Origin of the sequence: Pseudoalteromonas tunicata, from assembly GCF_002310815.1 — a bacterium.
Taxonomy (GTDB): Bacteria; Pseudomonadota; Gammaproteobacteria; order Enterobacterales; family Alteromonadaceae; genus Pseudoalteromonas; species Pseudoalteromonas tunicata.
The window spans coordinates 3,469,556-3,488,865 of the sequence record NZ_CP011032.1 but is presented as its reverse complement, the minus strand read 5'-3'; the positions used below and the strand labels follow the sequence as shown (position 1 = coordinate 3,488,865).

Annotated in this window: 16 protein-coding genes; 12 read left to right on the top strand and 4 right to left on the bottom strand. The window is 38.8% G+C overall.

Annotation, left to right across the window (positions count from 1 at the left end; genetic code table 11):
• Positions 1-12: 12 nt before the first annotated feature.
• The gene (locus PTUN_RS15775; RefSeq protein ID WP_040644336.1) at positions 13-1,725 is read left to right on the top strand and encodes a tetratricopeptide repeat protein; all 1,713 of its coding nucleotides are present in this window, start codon (positions 13-15) and stop codon (positions 1,723-1,725) included.
• Between the two features lie 29 nt (positions 1,726-1,754).
• Here the strand turns inward: PTUN_RS15775 and PTUN_RS15770 are convergent, their stop codons facing one another.
• Together PTUN_RS15770 and PTUN_RS15765 are read right to left on the bottom strand one after the other, a co-directional pair.
• A complete protein-coding gene (locus PTUN_RS15770; protein ID WP_009840561.1) occupies positions 1,755-2,459 on the bottom strand; it encodes a response regulator transcription factor in 705 nt (234 codons plus the stop codon).
• 187 nt (positions 2,460-2,646) lie between these two features.
• Positions 2,647-5,103: an alpha/beta hydrolase family protein gene (locus PTUN_RS15765; protein ID WP_009840560.1), complete on the bottom strand. Its 2,457-nt coding sequence runs from the start codon at positions 5,101-5,103 to the stop codon at positions 2,647-2,649.
• Positions 5,104-5,415: 312 nt separating this feature from the next.
• Here PTUN_RS15765 and PTUN_RS15760 point away from each other — a divergent pair, with 312 nt between their 5' ends.
• The 8 genes from PTUN_RS15760 to PTUN_RS15725 all read left to right on the top strand — a co-directional run bounded on the left by PTUN_RS15760 (position 5,416) and on the right by PTUN_RS15725 (position 11,771).
• Entirely contained in the window at positions 5,416-6,048 is a 633-nt protein-coding gene (locus PTUN_RS15760) for a 2OG-Fe dioxygenase family protein (RefSeq protein ID WP_009840558.1), read from the top strand.
• Positions 6,049-6,060: 12 nt separating this feature from the next.
• Positions 6,061-7,296 carry a cysteine desulfurase-like protein gene (locus tag PTUN_RS15755; protein ID WP_009840557.1) on the top strand — a complete coding sequence of 412 codons (1,236 nt, stop codon included), beginning with the start codon at positions 6,061-6,063 and terminating at the stop codon, positions 7,294-7,296.
• Between the two features lie 135 nt (positions 7,297-7,431).
• A complete protein-coding gene (locus tag PTUN_RS15750) occupies positions 7,432-8,043 on the top strand; it encodes a hypothetical protein (protein ID WP_040644335.1) in 612 nt (203 codons plus the stop codon).
• 502 nt (positions 8,044-8,545) lie between these two features.
• On the top strand, positions 8,546-8,767 hold the full coding sequence (locus PTUN_RS15745) for a hypothetical protein (RefSeq protein WP_232521787.1): 222 nt from the start codon (positions 8,546-8,548) through the stop codon (positions 8,765-8,767).
• Positions 8,768-8,790: 23 nt separating this feature from the next.
• Entirely contained in the window at positions 8,791-9,087 is a 297-nt protein-coding gene (locus PTUN_RS15740) for a tetratricopeptide repeat protein (RefSeq protein WP_009840554.1), read from the top strand.
• 917 nt (positions 9,088-10,004) lie between these two features.
• On the top strand, positions 10,005-10,643 hold the full coding sequence (locus tag PTUN_RS15735) for a class I SAM-dependent methyltransferase (protein ID WP_009840552.1): 639 nt from the start codon (positions 10,005-10,007) through the stop codon (positions 10,641-10,643).
• A 55-nt stretch (positions 10,644-10,698) separates the two neighbouring features.
• A complete protein-coding gene (gene yihI, locus PTUN_RS15730) occupies positions 10,699-11,277 on the top strand; it encodes a Der GTPase-activating protein YihI (protein WP_009840551.1) in 579 nt (192 codons plus the stop codon).
• A complete protein-coding gene (locus PTUN_RS15725) occupies positions 11,274-11,771 on the top strand; it encodes a DUF2489 domain-containing protein (protein WP_009840550.1) in 498 nt (165 codons plus the stop codon). The genes yihI and PTUN_RS15725 overlap by 4 nt, the downstream gene beginning before the upstream one ends.
• Positions 11,772-11,836: 65 nt before the next feature.
• On the opposite strand, the gene hemN is transcribed toward PTUN_RS15725, so the two are convergent.
• The gene (gene hemN / locus PTUN_RS15720; protein WP_009840549.1) at positions 11,837-13,207 is read right to left on the bottom strand and encodes an oxygen-independent coproporphyrinogen III oxidase; all 1,371 of its coding nucleotides are present in this window, start codon (positions 13,205-13,207) and stop codon (positions 11,837-11,839) included.
• 598 nt (positions 13,208-13,805) lie between these two features.
• Here hemN and PTUN_RS15715 point away from each other — a divergent pair.
• The gene (locus PTUN_RS15715) at positions 13,806-15,047 is read left to right on the top strand and encodes a malic enzyme-like NAD(P)-binding protein (RefSeq protein ID WP_009840548.1); all 1,242 of its coding nucleotides are present in this window, start codon (positions 13,806-13,808) and stop codon (positions 15,045-15,047) included.
• Positions 15,048-15,089: 42 nt separating this feature from the next.
• On the opposite strand, the gene metJ is transcribed toward PTUN_RS15715, so the two are convergent.
• Positions 15,090-15,413 carry a met regulon transcriptional regulator MetJ gene (metJ, locus tag PTUN_RS15710; protein WP_009840547.1) on the bottom strand — a complete coding sequence of 108 codons (324 nt, stop codon included), beginning with the start codon at positions 15,411-15,413 and terminating at the stop codon, positions 15,090-15,092.
• A gap of 244 nt (positions 15,414-15,657) precedes the next feature.
• On the opposite strand from metJ, the gene metB reads away from it, so the two are divergent.
• Together metB and metL are read left to right on the top strand one after the other, a co-directional pair.
• Entirely contained in the window at positions 15,658-16,923 is a 1,266-nt protein-coding gene (gene metB / locus PTUN_RS15705; RefSeq protein WP_009840546.1) for a cystathionine gamma-synthase, read from the top strand.
• 6 nt (positions 16,924-16,929) lie between these two features.
• Entirely contained in the window at positions 16,930-19,275 is a 2,346-nt protein-coding gene (gene metL, locus PTUN_RS15700; protein ID WP_009840545.1) for a bifunctional aspartate kinase/homoserine dehydrogenase II, read from the top strand.
• Positions 19,276-19,310: the final 35 nt, after the last annotated feature.

Genomic DNA, 19,310 nt, shown 5'->3' with positions numbered 1-19,310 from the left:
AAGGAGAAAGATATGAAAAGGTTAGCGCTTTTACTCGGTTCACTATTGAGTGTGCCAGCGGTAGCAGATGCGAATAAAGCAATGGATCTCTATCTTAATCAAAATTATCAACAAGCGTTTAATCTTTTTTTAGATACCGCTCATTTGGGTCATGCAAAAAGCCAATTTAATATTGGTGTGCAATATCTTCGAGGTCAAGGAGTAAAGGTAGATCCTATCATGGCTTATAGCTACTTAACTTTAGCACTCGATAATGGTTTTATGATGGCTAAACAGGCACGTTTGTCGGTTGAGAAAAGACTGTCAGAAACGCAATTACTTGAAGCAGAAAAAAGAGCCCAAGCATTAATTAAGCTCTATGGCGCAAAAGGCACTGATAACTTAGAAAATAAATTTGTTTATGCTCGAAGTGTTAACCCAACCCCAAAACGGACTATTAATCCTGATGCTGAATATCCGTCTGGGTTTACGCGAGATGGTATTCCAGGCTTTGCCTCGTATTTATTCGATATTGATCGCAATGGTGTCCCAAGAGATTTAGTCTTACTGCAGTCCTATCCTGATGCCGCATTTGGGCAAAGCATTAAAGAAAAATTAGAAAATTCTCGCTATCAAATTTTAAAAGTATCCGGTACTTTGCGCACTTTTACTAATGCTCAGTTTAGTGGTGTATTTCGCAGTGACAGCATGTCGCCTGAAACGAAAGCTAATATTGTCAGCAAACAAAAACAATTGTTAGGCCAAGCAAAAGCCGGTGATATTAATGCACAAGCCGAGCTAGCCAGTATGCTCACTTTAATGGGTGATGTTGTCGAATATGTGGTTGAGTTGGCGCCTGAACAAGTTGTTGCTGCACAAGAGTTACCAATTCGAATTTTCTTTAAAGACGAAATGCAACCAAGTTTCAGTTATGATCAAGATATAGAGGGGAATTTTCATAATTTCAGTTATTTGGTTTGGGTTGATCCTCAAGGTAAAGTGAGCAAGAAAAAGCCATTCTATAGCCATGTTGTTCCACAGCAACTAATTGATAATGCACTCGCTACTTTAGAAAAATGGCAATTAACCTATTTAGAACCACAAAAGGTAAAAGCTGAACAAGGCCCTTATCTGGTTGAGTTTTTTTATAATAATGAACCGAAAAATACCCGTTTTTCAAATTATTTAACGCGTAGCAATGTCAGCATTAAGGCTGTGGTTAATAAACCAAAAGAGCAGTTAGCCGATTATTGGCGTAAAGAAGCTGCAAAAGGAGGGCACGCCGAAAGCTTATTTTTATTAGGGGCTAACTGTAATTTGCCACTTCTTTCTGTTGCTGCAAAGAACGAATTTTTACCTGCGCAAGTACAAGCAGCAAAATGTATTTTGCAAAATGATGAGCTGACAACAGATGAGCAACAGCTTGTTGAGAATTGGTTGCAGCAAGCATCAGGTAAGGGAAGTTTAATCGCTAAACGAGAGCTGGCAGGTCTATACGCACGCACATCAAATATGCGTAGTGAATTAGAGCAAGCAATAGCGCTCGGGAAAGAGGTTATTGATGAAATTGATGATCCTTGGATGTTAGAATTTATGGCTGCTGCGTATGCAAAATTAGGTCAATTTGAAGATGCTGTTTCTTTGCAAAAACAAGCGGTTAAACAAGCATGGAGTAAGGACTATTTTATGGCGCCATTCGAGCAGCGTTTGATGGCTTATGAGAACTCTGAAATAGCGCCATGGTAGTGGTTACTTTATTTAACTATATGATTTCATTAACCCAATGAAATCATATACCCTTTACCTCGCACCGTCACAATTCGTTTTTGATCCTTCTCATCGCCAAGTTTCTTTCGTAAACGACCTATTAGCACATCTACGGTTCTGTCAGCTGGGCTCCAATCGGTTTGACCAATTTCTTCAGACAGCTTTTCGCGAGAAGTTGCTTTTCCAGCATTTGAAATCAAGCAAATAAGTACTTTATGCTCTGCTTCAGTGAGGCGCATTTCTTCGCCATTACCACAAATTAAAGTGCGATGCTCTGGGTGAACTTTAATATCAGCGTATTCGATATAGTCTTCTGAATCATCATTTTCAACTACTATACGTTTACACAATGCACGCATCCGAAGCTCTAGTTCTAACAAATCAACCGGTTTACAAATATAGTCATCTGCACCTTGCGCTAATCCTGCGATGCGGTCTGATTGCGAATCGCGGCTTGAGAGCATAATGACACCAATATTAGTAAAAGCATTAAGCTCTTTGGCGAGCAATAGACCATCTTTACCTGGTAAAACAATATCAACAATGGCTAATTGAATCGCTTGTAGGGGATCGAACTGGCGGGTTTGTACTATTTCTAGGGCTTGAGTTCCTGTCGTATCAATTACAAAGTTGAAGCCGCTACCATTAAAATGGCTTTCTATGCGCTTAACTAGTAACTCGTCATCTTCGACCAATAAAACTCTAACTGTCATTATTATTTATCACAAATATTGGGGAAATAAAATTATACCATCAATCTAACTTGTTCATAAAAACAAGGCGATAGTAATTTTGTATGTAAATGTAAACAATTATAGACTTAAAAGTCCATTATACGAACCAAATGCCTAAAAATGGACTAACACAATCGGTTAGCCCATTTACGAACTGCTATTTGACTTACTGTTTTGGGTAAAGTGAGTCCCACCATTGTGGTTGGTCTTTAAGTTTGGCATCAAAATAAGCCAGCATGGTATTCCACCAGTGAAAACGTTGCTCGCGAGTAATTATTTGATGGTCAGCACCTTTGTATTCAACTAACTCGACATCCTTATTGAGTAATTTAAGCGCGGTGTACATGTTATGGCTCTCACCTTTTGGTACATTCGTATCGGCATCGCCGTGGATGAGTAAAAGAGGCGTTGTTACCTTATCGGCATGAAACACTGGGCTGCGCTGGCTGTAAAGTTCAGCATTGTTCCAAGGGAAGCTGTTTTTAGATGCCTCGCCAGAGTATAAGTAACCCCACCAACCTTGGCCCCAGTATGATGTAATGTTTGAAATACCAGCATGGGCAATTGAAGCGCTAAACATATCTGTTTTTGTGGCAAGTAACATGGTCATAAAACCACCGTAAGAAGCGCCTAAGTTACCTACTTTTTTAGCATCGACATAAGGATACGATTTTAAGAATGCCTGTGTGCCTTGCATAATGTCATTGGCCGTAAATTCGCCCCACGCATTTACGTGCTTAGCTGAAAAGTCTTGGCCAAATCCTGTTGTTCCAGTAGGTTGTAAAACATAAACGACATAACCATTTGCTGCCCATAAATTAAATGGATAACGACCAGTGAAACCACGAGTAACTGGTGAGGTGCCGCCATAGTAGTAAACTAATGCGGGATATTTTTTATTTTGATCAAGGTCATGCGGTACATACACTCGACCACTAATTTCAACGCCATCTTGATTAGTAAAGTTGAACTCTTCAAGTTTAGCGATGTGAGAGTTTGCGTAAAACTCAGCGTGAGAATCCCATAAGGTTTTTGCATTATTCTTTTTTAAATTAATGTATTGCAAACGTTGTGCTGAAGATGCATTGCTGCCCGTTACTAGTAATTGCGGATTTTTATCTTTACTGATTGCAAATCGCTCAACGACATCAAGGTCAGTATTAACTTTTTTGAATTGGCTTTTTTTACTGTCAAATAAATACAACTGTTTAGTATCTTTTTCTGTAACCGAAACAATAGCATCTTTGTTATTAAGGACGCTAAAGCTCTCGATAGCAGGATCAAATTCTTTTGATAGCGCAGTGACTTTTTTTCCATCGAAGCTGACGTTATAAAGTTGACCATCGTAATTATTGGCTAATAAGCTGGCATCGATAGCACGCCCAGCGCCTTGACTAAAATCCGGACCTGCACTAATAAATAAACCATTTTTATGATAACGAGCTTGGTTAAAAGTACGGTATTGGCCAATGAGTGTTTCACTATTGTCGGCCAGGTTTACCTCAACCAGTTGCGTTAGCATGTGTGGTGGGGCTTGGTAATCGATAGGATTACGACTTAACAAGACGGTATTACGCTCGGCATTAAAATCTTCCAAGCTATGGCTATGAGATTGACTGCTTATTTGTCGGATTAAACCAGAAGTAATATCGAGTAAATAAACTTGATTGCTATTACGGGCATACGACCAGCGATCTTCTAAACCTTGATAATGTTTTGTAAGGCCGTTATTTGAAGGTGCACTTTTATACCACGAGAATATCAAGGTTTGTGGGTCAAAAAACGCAAAGTTGCTTGCGCCGTCTAATTTGTCGGTAATTACCTTGCTCGCTAAGGTTTTACGATCAAGACTGCGTAGTTGCCCGTTGATAACATAAATGAGGCTTTGATTATCTGGACTCCAAGTGAATCCAGACGCTTCGCCATTATCCCAGCTATAACGTACTTGATATTTCGCATCTCGTAACTGCGTGGTTTTAACCGCTTTATCACCATTTTTATCATCATAATGGATTGATGTAATCACCATAGCTTGCGCATCAGGAGCAAGGCTTAAGTTGCTTATTGTTGTTGCATCAAAAAGTTGCTTGGCTGAGAGTTGATTACTTTCTGTAATAAGAGAGACCTTATCGTGCTCAGCTTTACCTGTAAAATCTAATGTAACTTTGTTCCAATCAACCACTTGCTCTGCAAGTAAAAGTAAATGGTATTCACCGGTTGGCAAGGAAAGCTCAATCGACTTATCGCTGAGTGTTTTTGGCTCGCCATTAATAAATAACGTGCCTTTATCAATGCCTGCAAAGGTCATTTTACCTTGAGTGAAGCGCTCAACGGCAACGCTAAACTTGAGCGCTTGGATCCCAGGTACTGTCAGCTGCTTAACACTAGCAAGTGATTGCCAAGTTAATTCGTTACCAAAAATACTGATGTTGGTGCTGTTTTTAGTAAGCTCTGTTGCTAGGTTGGCCAATATTGCAGCTTGTTGACTGGTTTCGTAAGGTTTTAGTTGGCTGTGCTCGGCAATTGGTCCGATATAATTGATGTTCTTTTTATCTAATTCAAGAGCATGTAATTGCGTACTCAGCGCAATTAAGCAGGCTGAGGTGAGTAGTTTTTTCAGCATGGGGTTATCCGATAATTTGAAGTGGGTTCACTATAATCATTTTTAAGTAGTTGCGGCACTATTGTGCGATAAATCGGTGCAGATAAACGATAGTTAGAGATAAATTTGTCTTGATTTAAAACTTACTGGTCTGACCTTTGTTGGTTGTTATTAAATTGTAAAACAATTATTGTTAGATAAAAAAATCAAAATAACCGTTTTTATGAGATAAAAAAAGTAAACAGTTTGCATTATTTGGTTTTAATGACGAGAAATCTGCCATTTAAATGCATTAAAATTCTTCCAATAAATATGCCTTTTTGTAGGAAAGATATGAGTGCTTTAAACAACCAGAATTTATTGCAGCTACGTTTTTTAAATCAAAACATCATTGCTCAAGTAAAACCCTCTTTTAATAACCTGCCATCTAATCCGTATGCTGATGGTGCATTTCGTTTGCGCCGTTATTCAGTGGTTAAAATGATTAATGGTCAGTTGACGCTACAACCAGTAAAAGCGTTTGTGCAAAATGATGATATAAACAAATTCCAAGGTAATGTTGAGCGTGTTTATGAAAATCTCTCTAACGAGCTGCTAGCCACTGCGGGCATGAATGAAATTGTCAGTGAGTTTTGTCAGTTAAGTAATATTCCCCTTGATTCTGAGATAGAAATTCATCAATTTCGTATGTTAGCGATTGACAGTGATACGCCTCCAGCACCTGAAGGTATTCATCAAGATGGTTTTGACCATGTTTGTATTTGCGGGGTTTCACATGAAAACATCGAAGGTGGCGAGTTATTAGTATATGAAAATCGCGATGTAGAGCCTTGTTTTAAAATGGCAATAAAAGATGGCATGTTTGCACTAATTAACGATCGCCATGTTTGGCATAACGCGACACCTATGAATAAAATCGATGCGGAAAAAGTCGGTTATTTAGATTGTTTTGTACTTACGGCTTAAGAGATTTTAATCATGAATGTAGCGGCTTTACGTCAACAATTTCCAGCTTTAAATCAAAATTATAATGGGCAAACTCCTATTTTTTTTGATGGTCCTGGTGGCTCACAAGTGCCACAAACTGTGCTTGAGGCAATGAATGCTTATTTGGGTTTTTATAATTCAAATTTAGGTGGTGCATTTTTCTCAAGTGAAAAAACCGTCGATTTGATGCTTCAAGCGCGTCAAGCGGTTGCGGATTTGCTTAATTCACCAAGTGCCGATCAAATCGTATTTGGCGCGAATATGACGAGTCTAACTTTTAGCTTTAGTCGAGCAATTTCAAGAGATTGGCAAGTGGGCGATGAAATTATCGTAACGAATGCAGATCACTTCTCTAATGTGTCATCATGGCAATTAGCCGCCGAAGATAAAGGCGTTAAAGTCAATACCGCACTCATTAATGAAACGGATTGCACCCTCGATTACGATCATTTTACGAGTTTGCTGAGCGATAAAACCAAACTCGTTGCTGTGACTTATGCATCAAATACCACAGGTTCAATTAACGATATTAAGCGTATTGTTGAAGCTGCACATAAAGTTGGCGCCTTAGTTTATGTTGATGCTGTGCATTTTGCACCACATGAACTAATAGATGTGCAAGCCTTAAATTGTGATTTTTTAGCATGTTCGGCTTATAAGTTTTTTGGCCCGCATGTTGGTATTGTTTATGGTAAACGCGAGCATTTAGAAGGGTTTACGCCTTATAAAGTGGAACCTGCTAAAGATGTAATCCCTGGCCGCTGGGAAACTGGTACGCAAAGTTTTGAAGGCTTGGCAGGGGTTATCGCAGCAATTGACTACATTGCTGCTATTAGTGAGCTGCCAAAAACCGAGCCTCGTCGAATTCGGTTAGCTGATGCATTTGCTATTAGCAAGGCGCATGAAATAGCACTGAGCCATCATTTTTTAACACGTTTAACTGAATTTCCACAAATTACCTTGTTTGGTATTAGTGATATTGAGCGATTGGCTGAGCGCACTCCAACTTTCGCATTAACGTTTGCGGATCACACTCCTAATCAAGTATCACAGTTTTTAGGTCAAGCAGCGATGTGCGTTTGGGATGGTCATTTTTATGCTCAAGGTTTATGCGAGCAACTAGGGGTTTTGCATACCGGTGGAGTGGTTCGTATTGGTTGTATGCATTACAACACTATTGCTGAAATTGATGCATTGTTTGAGCGTATTGCCTTATTGTTGAAATAAAAAAGAGTAGCTAAATCTTAAAGGCGATATTCGAAAGACTATCGCCTTTTTTGTTTTGGTTAATTGCGTATTTTTTGTTCCTAAATTTAAATTGTTAGGTGATGATAGTTAAAGTGAATTCAAATGGATGAGAATATGTTCTTTTTTACATCGCAGCAGCAATATTTCAAATCACCAGTGAGCACAGTCGTATGCGAGTGTCAGAATAAAGTGAATATGCAAGCTGTTAGTCGATTAGATTATGTCAGTTTTGGCATTATTCCTTTCTTCGCTTATCGTATTACCCGTTGTTACGAATGCGCGACATGCGGCCATCAGCAAGATAACATCCAAGTAGATAAGTTTATTCCTTGGTATCAGATCGCAACAAAATTTGTAGGTTTAATGATTCTAGCAACTGCCATGCTATTATTTTATTTTCAATATCAATATGATAAAAATCTGCAAAAATCGATTATTGAGACACCTCAAGTTAATGATTTTTATTTAATTGATTACAGCCTATTTCGCCAAGAAAGCTATTATCAAAAGCAGTTTATGGTTGTAAAAGTGATAGCAGCAGATACCAGCCATATAGCAGTTCAATTAGCCAATTATCGTTATCAACGTAAAAACCAAGTTATTAAAGCCATTAAACTTGATAACTTAATTAAGCCTTATTATTTCTCTAAGGAAATAGAGCAACTCAAACGCGTTCGCGTGGCTGAGCTTTTTGAACAAGGCGTTAGTGCGTCAAGCGAAGCTTGATGCATCTTGCAGGGTGCAAGTCCCTGTCGGGTAAGGTTTAACTCACCACCCGTATCGAGTGTTGCGCCTATGGCGGAGCTGTTTTTTTTTTTCAGCGAACAAGATAGGTGAAGCGTACACAGAGAATTAAGTAGGCCACAGGGGATCCGTGTCCCTGAAGTGCTGAGATCGCTCCGATAAATACAGTCTGACTGACGAGGTTTGTAACGCCACTGAAGTCCAAGCAAAGCAACCGTAATGAGTGAGGTTGTGGCGAGTCAGCGGAGTTATTAAGCCGTGGCATGTTTAAAGAGATGCATCAGGAACTTGAGAGAGCCAAAGGTGTTCCGCAAGGACGCGGTAGGGAAGCTAAGTCAAAAGCAAGGCCAACGATGACCCTTTGGCAGTCAGACCAGTTCGTAGTAGTTTGAGACGGGAAAGCCGATCACATGGCGAAGGGGCTGGCAGTTATATCACGTGTTTAGCAGACACATAGGCCGGACAATGTAGGGCTGGACTCACTATGATAACCGAACTAAACGCGATCACATTTAAATCACAGCGCCACCCCAAACACAGGTTTCAGAACTTATACGGATTACTAAGGGAAGATTTCCTGTATCAAAGTTGGGGTCAGCTCAATAAACAAGCAGCCGCTGGTATTGATGGCATCACCATGCCTGCTTATCAGCAGCAACTTGTTGGCAACATTACTCTTATCAAGCACTACGTGCAGAGGGGCTGACTTTATTTGGCGGCATTGTTGAAATGCCGAGTCGTCCTGAAGCTCTTTATAAAGGTTTTAAGCCCAATAAAGCCAATCAAGATGGAATTTATTTTTATCAACAAGGGTTATTTGCTGACGCATTTGAAAATTTTACTGTGGCTGCCGAGCAGGGCGATATGTATGGTCAGGCCAATTTAGCTTCATTGTATCGAGATGGTGAAGGGGTTCAGGCTGATTTTTCCAAGGCATTTTTTTGGTACCAACACGCTGCCAAGCAAGGTCATAAACAAGCGAGGATTGAATTAAACCAACTGTGTAGTAATCAAGTTAAGTGTTAAGGGTATTTGTTATTTCAGTTTCAATAGAAAATATTAATAAACTGCGGTTCAAGATAAGATATTTACCAGCGTGTTAGTTAAGATTAAATATATAAATTTTTCATTTCTAGCCAGAGATTTTTAAGGGCAACAAGACTGATTGGCGCGTCAATTGGATATCTACTGTACGTTAATCTAGCGCTGATAGTGTTGAAATAGCTGCCTGAGATAGATTTATTATCCAGTACAGATTACGTGTTCGGCTGTATCAATAAATGTTTAAATGGGGATTTCAAATAAATTTCATGCTTTTTATTACCTTATCTGGTTGTTTATTGTGCAGATTTAAAGCTGATTGTAAAAAATGATAATACAAAAATAAAAGTAGAAAATATCATTTGTAAGATATATCTCACTTTTTATGTGAGATTATCGCCATGTTTACGTGTACGTAAAGTCTCTTTATCATCTGGTTGTAATACTTAAGTCTATGTAATTAAAATAAATCAAAAATCAGCTGAATATTTCTTTTATTTATTTTATATAAATTAGTTGTAACAAAATTATTAACAAGTATATTAATGCCTGTCGCAGAGACAAACAAAACAACATGGAAAGACGTAAATACGGAAGTTATAGCGATAAATTTGCGTAAAGGGGACTGGAACTTTAAGGCTATTTAGTTTTAAGTTCACAAAGGAATGCTAAGAAAGCGTTAGGAAGACCGAAAATAATAAAATTCATGGAAGTTTAATAATAAAAACAATATGGATAGTAAAAAAATAATAAAAATATGACTGAAGACAAAGATCAAACAGTCGAAGGGAGAGGTGTCCAGGTTACTAGGCACTCGAATTAGTAGGCGGTAGAGCAATCTACCGCCTTTTTATTTTGTTTTTTGTTATACTGCACCCATTCACCTGTTAACCCATCATACTATGACTTATTGCTGCACACTTTGTGGTGCTGAAGCTGTATCACACTTTCATACCGATAAACGCCGTGAATATGTTCAATGCTCAGTTTGCCATCTAGTATTTGTTCCTGAAGCTTTTTATCTCAATCGAGAAGATGAAAAAGCGATGTATGACAATCATGATAATAATATCGAGGATTTGGGCTATCTGCGTTTTTTACAGCGAGTCATTGACCCTCTCGTTGAGCAAATTACGCCTAATAGTTCAGGGCTTGATTTTGGCTGTGGACCAGGTCCTGCTTTGGCACATATGTTGACTGAGCAAGGTTATGAGATGAACGTGTATGATATTTTTTATGCTCCAGATAAAACTGTATTACGGCAGCAGTATGATTTTGTCACTTGTACTGAGGTAATCGAGCATTTTAATCAACCTGCAAAAGAGTGGCCGCTATTGCTGTCATTGGTTAAATCAGGTGGCGTTTTGGCATTAATGACTAAACTTGTGATTGATCATGCAAGGTTTTTAAATTGGCATTATAAAAACGATCCAACTCACGTTTCTTTTTTTAGTCGGGCAACATTTGAATTTTTAGCAAAACGAGACAATTTAATGGTTGAGTTTGTTGGTAATGACGTAATCATTTTTAAAAAGCCATAACGAAATCCCTCCTATTGATGTAAAATACACCCAATTACTGAACGGTTGAAAGCAAATGAGCAGAACGAAAACACGTAAAGGCGGCAGTCTTGCCCCAAAAAAATTAAGTAAAGACAAATTAAAAGAAATGCGTGCACTAAAAGAAGTGCGTGCTAAAGCAAAAACAGGCAATAAACCTGGTACGCGTAATGCTGTTGAAGGCAAAAATAGCCAACAAGAAACGAATGTAAAAAAAGATAGTCAACCAGGAAAGGGCAGTAAAAAGCCTGTTAGCCTAGTTGCAGGTGCTGCAGCTGTAATTGTGCCAGAGCCAGTGCTTAAACGTCATTTAGAGCCACAGGTCGAGCTTAAGAAAGTTGTGCCAGTTGAGTTGTCGCCTGAGCAAGAGTTAGAGCAATTAGAAAATGACCAACGTTTACTTGATTTAATTGATCGTCATGAAAGTGGTGAATTATTAGTTGGTAAAGATGCTAAATACTTCAATACCAAAATTGCGCGCCATCAAGCCCTTTGTGAATTACTGGGTATTGAAGATGAAGATGATGATGATGAGCAAGGTGATGATTTATATAGCCAATTTTTATCAAACAATTTAGCTGATGAATGGCTTGATGATGACGAGGATGATAAATGAGTGTGCTATTAATCGTAAGCTTGATTTTAGGTGCGATTATTATTGCAGGGTTGGCATTTTATGCTGGCCGTTTATTGCTCCAAGTAAAAGTACAAAATGAAAAAGTTGCTGAAAAGAAGGCTCAATATCAAGCTCAGCAAGCGCAAAAAAACCTAAAGTTATCAGACAGCATTAATTTAATTGCCAAAGCAATGAAGGAAAAGCAGTGTGAATATTCTGAAGGTTGTTTGCGAATTTGGGTATTAATGTCGCAATACCAGTTTGAACAAGAGCAAGATTTAGCTCTGGCTTATCCTGGTGTTTTTAAAATGTATGATGCAGTGAAAGAAATGCCCACTCATCAGGCGCGTAAAAAATATTCAAAGAAAGAAATTTTTCAGCAAGATTCTTTACGTTGGCGTAAAGAAGAAGAATTTGAAGCTGAAATTATGCAAGATTTGGTGTTAATCATCGAGCGCTTTCCTGCAGACCCTGCCACAAAAACGGTGATTTAATCGTTTCAGTTGTAAAAAGAGCGACCATTGAGTCGCTCTTTTTTATTGCATATCACTTATTAAGGCTAAATTACTTGTGAAAAACGAGTGAGTTTTGCTTGGCGCTGTAAATAGGCATCAAAAGCCATACAAATGATGCGAATAAATAAACGCCCCTTTGCTGTTACAGTTATCGTCTTTGGTTCAACAGACAGCATATTGTCTGCTGCTAGAGTCTGTAATTGCACTAAAGCTGATGCAAAGTAGACTTTAAAGTTAATACCATACTGACGCTCAATCGTTGGTATATCAAGTGTGAAGTGGCAAATTAATTGGCGAATAACATCGGCTCTTAGGCAATCGTCATCATTTAATGTCAGCCCTTTACAAACCGCAATACCAGAGGTTTCAACCGCTTGGTAATAGCCTTTGAGCTCTTTGGGATTTTGAAAAATACTATTGCCAACTTGAGAGATTGAAGACACACCTAAGCCGAGTAAATCACAATCTCCATGTGTGGTATAACCTTGAAAGTTACGATGTAAAAGACCTTGTTGTTGGGCTATTGCTAAACTGTCATCTTTTTTAGCAAAATGATCCATTCCAATTAAGACATAACCTGCAGCGGTCATTTGCGCTAGGGTATTTTTAAACATTGCCAGCTTGTCAGTGGCGCAAGGCAGGTCTTGGTCTTTTATTTTTCTTTGTGCGGCAAACCGATCGGGAAGATGGGCATAGTTAAAAACAGAGACTCTATCAGGTGAAAGGCTGATAAGTTGATCTATCGTCGCAGCAAAGCTCTCAGGTGTTTGTAATGGTAGGCCATAAATCATATCGGCATTAACCGATTTAAAACCAAGTTGGCGTGCTTCAATGACTAAGTTAGCAACATTTTCGGCGCATTGTTCACGGTTTACGGCCTTTTGTACATCATCATTAAAATCTTGAATACCAAATGATACTCGGTTAAATCCTAATTGAAACAGCACGGATAGCATATTCTCCGCAAGTGATCTGGGATCAATTTCGATTCCTTTTTGCGCATCTGCTTTGAACTGAAAATGCTGGTTTAGCATGTTAATTAGTCGAGTCATTTGTGCTTGATCTAAAAATGTTGGCGTGCCACCACCTAAATGAAGCTGTTCTACTTCGTAATGCTGATAAAGCTTTGCCTGCGCTGTTATTTCTTGTTCTAAATAATCGAGGTACAAGTCTGCTTTGTGTTGATGGCGTGTCACAATCTTATTGCAGCCGCAGTAGTAACACAGCTGATGACAAAAAGGGATATGAATATAAAGAGATAGCTTTTTATTGTTGGTTTGCGCCAGTGCGCTGAGCATATCTTGTTTGGAAAAGCCGTCATTAAATGACAATGCCGTGGGGTAAGAGGTATATCTTGGGCCAGATACGTTATATTTTTTGATCAGAGAATCATCCCAATCGATAGTATTTTGCACGACGAATGCCTTAAATAATGCTGATGAATGAGGCTTAAATTATAAGTGGCGAGCTCAAACATAGTTTGATCTGGCACAAGCTAACCAAAAGTAATCGTAAAAATACTAACGATTAAATATGAAAATTTATTCAGTTTAGGCATTTAAAAAAGAGTTTATAAGGTGGTTGTTTTTAGTACTAAGTGATGGTGAGGAAAAGGTTTTTATCTGGTCATATCTGTTATTATTTTTCGTGATATGTGGGTTATCCTTCATTAATAATGGTTTTTATGGTGAACTTTGATTTTAACTTGTATCAATTGTAAGAGTGCTTATTTCGGTTATAGATAGGTGTTTTTTTATAGCGTTTTACGTGGTATTTGTTGGTTTTATATTCATAATTTTGTTTATTAATATGCATAAATAAGTTGTTAGTAAGGGGAATTTCTGTGAAAAGGGGAGTAAAATCACTAAAATTAGGTAGAATATAGGCAAATGATCGTTTTTTGTTGTTTGACAGTATTTTACTTGAAATTCTGCTTAATACAGGTATCGTTAAACTCAGTAGCGAATTTTATCTCACTCTCACACTTAACTTCTTGCAGGAAAATATCGCCTCATGTCAGACTTTAGAGAACAAGCTTTAAAATACCACGCCGAACCCGTTCCAGGTAAAATCAGTATTGAATTGACTAAACCAGCTGAAACAGCAAAAGATCTTGCGCTAGCTTATAGCCCTGGCGTTGCTGAACCTGTTCGTGAAATCGCAGCAAATCCAGCCGATGCTTATAAATATACCGCTAAGGGCAATTTAGTTGCTGTTATCTCAAATGGAACTGCCATTTTAGGATTGGGTAATTTAGGGCCATTAGCATCTAAGCCCGTAATGGAAGGTAAAGCACTATTATTTAAGCGTTTTGCTGGAATTGATTCTATCGATATTGAAGTAAAGCACCGTACTACCGAAGACTTTATTAATACGGTTGAAAATATTGCTGATACATTTGGCGGTATTAATCTTGAAGATATCAAGGCACCTGAATGTTTTGAAATTGAAAAAGCACTAATTGAGCGTTGTGATATCCCAGTATTTCATGATGATCAGCACGGTACAGCGATTGTGACGGCTGCAGGTATGCTTAATGCGTTAGAAGTTCAAGGCAAAAATCTGCACGATGCACAAATTGTTTGTTTGGGTGCGGGCGCTGCTGCAATTGCATGTATGGAGTTGCTAATTAAATGTGGTGCTCAGCGTGAACATATTTATATGCTTGATCGCAAAGGTGTTATTCATACCCGTCGTGATGATTTAAATGAGTATAAAGAACTGTTTGCAAATAATACTGATAAGCGTACCTTGCAAGATGTAATTACCGATGCCGATGTCTTTGTTGGTGTATCTGGCCCTAATTTAATTTCTGCTGATGACTTAAAGTTGATGGCTGATAAACCAGTGGTATTTGCTTGTTCAAATCCAGATCCTGAAATTCATCCTGATGAAGCTAATGCTGCGCGTACAGATTTAATTATGGCAACAGGTCGTTCTGATTATCCAAACCAAGTTAATAATGTTTTGTGTTTTCCGTTTATTTTTCGTGGTGCGCTCGATGTTAGGGCAAAAAGGATTAATGATGAAATGAAAATTGCTGCTGTAAATGCAATTCGTCAAATTGCTAAAGAGCCTGTGCCTGCTGAAGTATTGCAAGCTGCCGGTGTCGATTCGTTAGAATTTGGCGCACATTATATTATTCCAAAACCAATGGATCCGCGTTTGTTGCCACGTGTAGCATTAGCGGTAGCGCAAGCTGCCGTAGCTTCAGGTGTTGCGCGAATTCCTTTACCTGAAAATTACATGCAGTAATTTTTACGTTAAAAAAAAGCCTCAACTTAGTTGAGGCTTTTTTTATTCGTCTTCTAAAACGGGTAATTCTAAGCCCATTCTGAGCATTATGTCGCGCACTTCGGCTGGAACGTGCTCAGGGTTATCTTTGCGTAAATCTTCATCATTAGGCAGTGGCTGACCAGTAAAAGCATGAAGAAATGCTTCACATAACAATTCACTGTTGGTGGCGTGGCGTAAGTTATTAACTTGGCGACGAGTGCGTTCATCGGTTAAAACTTTTAATACATTTAGTGGGATAGAAACGGTAATTTTTTTTACTTGCTCAGATTTTTTACCGTGTTCTGCATATGGGTGAATATATTCACCATTCCATTTTGTTGCCATAAATATTGGTTGCCTTAATTGAACTGCGTGCCTTGTTTGCCAATGTTGTAATTATTAAAAATCCCAAAGAATATTATCTATAATCTAAAGTTATTGGCTTTGTCGTGGCGAAATTTTATCGGTTTAAAATATATAGTCAAATACCATTTATTTAGCTATTTAGACGTATAAATGTTTTGACTTCTGCCTTGTGTTAATTTAACCTTTTAGACGTCTAAACATCTAACTGTTTGTGGGTTTTAAAATGAACGATACCAAAAAAGCGACTATCGCAGTCCGTAAAGGAATAGAAGCTGATAAACATCACGGCGCAGTCGTGCCACCTCTATATTTATCAACAACTTATTCTTTTGCCGATTTTAATACCAAGCGCGCATATGATTATGGCCGCAGTGGTAATCCAACTCGAGATATCTTAGCTGAAACATTAGCTGAGCTTGAAGGTGGCGCAAAAGGTATAGTTACCGCAACAGGCATGGCTGCGGTTCATTTAGTGACTCAGCTGTTATCAAGCCAAGACACTTTAGTGATCCCTCATGATTGTTATGGTGGTAGTTATCGTCTTTTCACTAGTTTAGAAAAGCGTGGCTTATTAAAATTAAAAGTTGTTAATTTTACTCTAGATAAGAGTTTTGATGATATTGAACAAATTAAACCTAAGTTAATTTGGATTGAGACGCCAAGTAATCCGCTTTTACGTTTAACTGATATTGCTAAAGTTGTTGCTACAGCAAAAAAATGTGGTGCTTTAGTTGCTGCGGATAACACGTTTTTATCGCCAGCATTGCAAAATCCTATTGAATTTGGTGTTGATGTTGTTGTGCATTCAACAACTAAATATATTAATGGACACTCGGATGTTGTTGGTGGTGCGGTGATTGCTCGTACTCAAGAGCTTGGTGATGAGCTTGCTTGGTGGGCTAATAATATTGGCATTACCGGCGCACCATTTGATAGTTATTTAACTTTGCGCGGTATTCGCACTTTGAATGTCCGGATCAAGCAACATGAGCAAAATGCCTTTTTAATCGCCGAATATTTAGAGCGTAGCCCTTTTGTTAAAAGTGTTTATTACCCTGGGCTTGAATCTCACCCGCAACATCAATTAGCTAAACAGCAACAGCGTGGTTTTGGCGGTATGGTTAGTTTTGATATTAAAGGTGATATCAACGATGCAGCTCGTTTTTTAACTAATTGCAAGCACTTCACCTTGGCTGAGTCTTTAGGTGGCGTTGAAAGCTTAATTTGCCATCCAGCGACTATGACTCATGCAGGAATGGATCCTCAGGCTCGTTTAGAGGCTGGGGTAGGTGATACTTTAATTCGTATTTCAGTGGGTATTGAGGATATTGAAGATTTACTCGCAGATTTAGAGCGAAACTTTTCTGAAACTCGCCCTGGTGAAGATAAGGGCCAGCCAGTAGCTGAGCCAAAGCCAGTTAAAGCAGATGAGCAAAATAACTCTTCAGCCGCATTTTGTTTTAGCCCTGCTCACGTTGCATTATGGTAATTTAAGATGACTCGTTCAGTACACAAATTTGGTGGTTCAAGCTTAAGTAGTGCCAAGCGCTATCATGCAGTGACTAATATTATTTTACAGCAAGCGGCACTTGGTGATGTTGTTGTAGTTTCAGCCGCAGGTAAAACGACTGATACCTTAGTTAAGCTTTGGCAGAGTTATCGCCAAGCCGATCAGCAGGCTATATCGGATGTTTTAGCATTACTTTCGGCAAATCAGTTTGAATTAATTGCTGATTTATTAACTGATTCTTATAAAGATTCAGCGCTTGAGCTGTTGGATGCCGAGCTTATTTCGATAGGCGAAAAAATTGCCTCGCAACATTTACAAGAGGCTCATCTTTTAGCGCATGGTGAGCTGTGGTCTGCACGGTTATTAGGTTTATATTTACAGCAGCTAAATGTTGCAGCACAAAGCTTTGATGCCAGAGAGCTGCTGACCTTAGCGCAAGGTGTATTGCAACATGAGAAAAACGTAATTGCCTGTGGGCAATTTAGTGCAACAAAATATAATGTTGTTACAGGTTTTATCGCAAGTGATGAACAAGGGCAAACCATTACACTCGGTCGTAATGGGAGTGACTATAGTGCGACTTTATTTGCGCGTTATATCTGTGCTGAGAGTGTTTCAATTTGGACTGATACCCAAGGTGTATTTAGTACTGATCCTCGCAAAGTAAAACAAGCGATTCGTTATGGTAAAATTTGCCGTGGTCAAGCAAATTTGCTTGCTCGTTTGGGAAATCCAGTTTTACATGCCAAAACACTAACCCCGCTTAAAGACACTGATATTAAACTTGTTGTGCGCAGTAGTTTTGATAGTAGCAGTGCGGCGACTGAAATCGTAAAAGAAGGATTTGCGAAACAAAAACGTTTTATCACCAATCTAGATCATTACGATTTATTAAAAGTTGCAGATTTACATGAAGGTGAAGTGGGTGAGCTAAGTCGGATAGTACAGCACGCACTTCATCATTTTGTGGAAAAAGATGAGGTATATTTACTTGTGCCAGCTGCTTTAGGTCATCAAGTTTTAACTCTGTTGGCTGGGCGTTGTAATCTAGTTGAGTCAAATGTGTCGGGTATTGCCTTGGTGTGTCAGCATGGAGATGGCCATCAATTAGCGCAATCGGCAAAAGTAATTTTGGCAGAAAATAACGTTAATTTACGTTTTATTTATAGTCATGAAGATTATTGTATTCTGCTTTGTGAGCAGCAGTTAGATACTGACAGATTAACAATTTTGCATGATAAGTTAGTCAGTGTTTCACAAGAGTTGGCTGTGGTTGTGGCGGGCTTGGGCAATGTAGGTACCGTATTCTTAGAGCAGTTAAAAGAGCAGTTAAGTCGTTTAAATCAATTATTGCCCGTGAAGCTGGTTGGCTTAATACGCAGCGAGCAAATGTTATTTAATCCTACTGGGATTGATGTGCAAAATTGGCAAGCTGCTTGGCAGACTCATGCGGTGTCATACCATGAAGCTGAATTATTAAGTCATTTAGCTGAGCTAGATTATGAGCATAAGTTAGTGATTGATATCACAGCAAGTGAGCAGTTTAGTCAATTGTATCCTCAGTTTGTTGCTCATAACTGCCACCTTATTTGTGCCAATAAATACGCTGGAACAGCTCCACTTGCTTGGTATGAGCAATTACAACAAAGCTTAAAGCAGCGTAACTTGCAGTGGCGTTATAATACGTCGGTTGGAGCTGGGTTACCGATTAACTTTGCATTAAATGATTTACAAAACTCTGGTGATAAAGTGCAAAGGCTTAGCGGTGTTTTTTCTGGTACGTTATCTTGGCTTTGCAGCCAATATACCGCTGAAGTGCCTTTTTCTGAATTAGTTATGCAAGCCAAAGCGATGGGTTATAGTGAGCCCGACCCGAGAGAAGATCTTTCTGGCCGAGATGTACAGCGTAAGTTACTTATTTTAGCCAGAGAGTTGGGTTTAAACTTAGAGCTTGATGACATTGTGCTTTCGCCTTTAATGCCCGAAGCTTTAAGTAACGGTGATTGGGAATTTTTTGTTGATAATCTTGCATTACTTGATACTTATGTCAGCGAGCTTGCTGCAAAGGCTGCGTTAGAAGATAAAGTATTGCGTTATGTTGCTGAATTGGTTTTATCGGATGATAAAGTGACAGCTCAAGTTGGCTTGCAAGGTGTTGCGAAACAAGATTCTTTAGCAACCTTAAAGCCAGGTGATAACATCTTTGTCATTAACAGCCGTTGGTACCAAGATAATCCTTTGGTGATCCAAGGTCCGGGAGCCGGCAAAGAGGTGACGGCTGCGGGTGTGCATTCTGATTTATATTGGTTATGTGTTTCGTTAGCTAAATAACCTACACTAAAATAATAAAAAGGCGCTATTGCGCC

Excerpts from the sequence above, each read along its gene's own strand:
- PTUN_RS15775 (WP_040644336.1), top strand. The coding sequence starts at position 13 with ATGAAAAGGTTAGCGCTTTTACTCGGTTCACTATTGAGTGTGCCAGCG.
- PTUN_RS15770 (WP_009840561.1), bottom strand. The coding sequence starts at position 2,459 with ATGACAGTTAGAGTTTTATTGGTCGAAGATGACGAGTTACTAGTTAAG.
- PTUN_RS15765 (WP_009840560.1), bottom strand. The coding sequence starts at position 5,103 with ATGCTGAAAAAACTACTCACCTCAGCCTGCTTAATTGCGCTGAGTACG.
- PTUN_RS15760 (WP_009840558.1), top strand. The coding sequence starts at position 5,416 with ATGAGTGCTTTAAACAACCAGAATTTATTGCAGCTACGTTTTTTAAAT.
- PTUN_RS15755 (WP_009840557.1), top strand. The coding sequence starts at position 6,061 with ATGAATGTAGCGGCTTTACGTCAACAATTTCCAGCTTTAAATCAAAAT.
- PTUN_RS15750 (WP_040644335.1), top strand. The coding sequence starts at position 7,432 with ATGTTCTTTTTTACATCGCAGCAGCAATATTTCAAATCACCAGTGAGC.
- PTUN_RS15745 (WP_232521787.1), top strand. The coding sequence starts at position 8,546 with ATGATAACCGAACTAAACGCGATCACATTTAAATCACAGCGCCACCCC.
- PTUN_RS15740 (WP_009840554.1), top strand. The coding sequence starts at position 8,791 with ATGCCGAGTCGTCCTGAAGCTCTTTATAAAGGTTTTAAGCCCAATAAA.
- PTUN_RS15735 (WP_009840552.1), top strand. The coding sequence starts at position 10,005 with ATGACTTATTGCTGCACACTTTGTGGTGCTGAAGCTGTATCACACTTT.
- yihI (WP_009840551.1), top strand. The coding sequence starts at position 10,699 with ATGAGCAGAACGAAAACACGTAAAGGCGGCAGTCTTGCCCCAAAAAAA.
- PTUN_RS15725 (WP_009840550.1), top strand. The coding sequence starts at position 11,274 with ATGAGTGTGCTATTAATCGTAAGCTTGATTTTAGGTGCGATTATTATT.
- PTUN_RS15715 (WP_009840548.1), top strand. The coding sequence starts at position 13,806 with ATGTCAGACTTTAGAGAACAAGCTTTAAAATACCACGCCGAACCCGTT.
- metJ (WP_009840547.1), bottom strand. The coding sequence starts at position 15,413 with ATGGCAACAAAATGGAATGGTGAATATATTCACCCATATGCAGAACAC.
- metB (WP_009840546.1), top strand. The coding sequence starts at position 15,658 with ATGAACGATACCAAAAAAGCGACTATCGCAGTCCGTAAAGGAATAGAA.
- metL (WP_009840545.1), top strand. The coding sequence starts at position 16,930 with ATGACTCGTTCAGTACACAAATTTGGTGGTTCAAGCTTAAGTAGTGCC.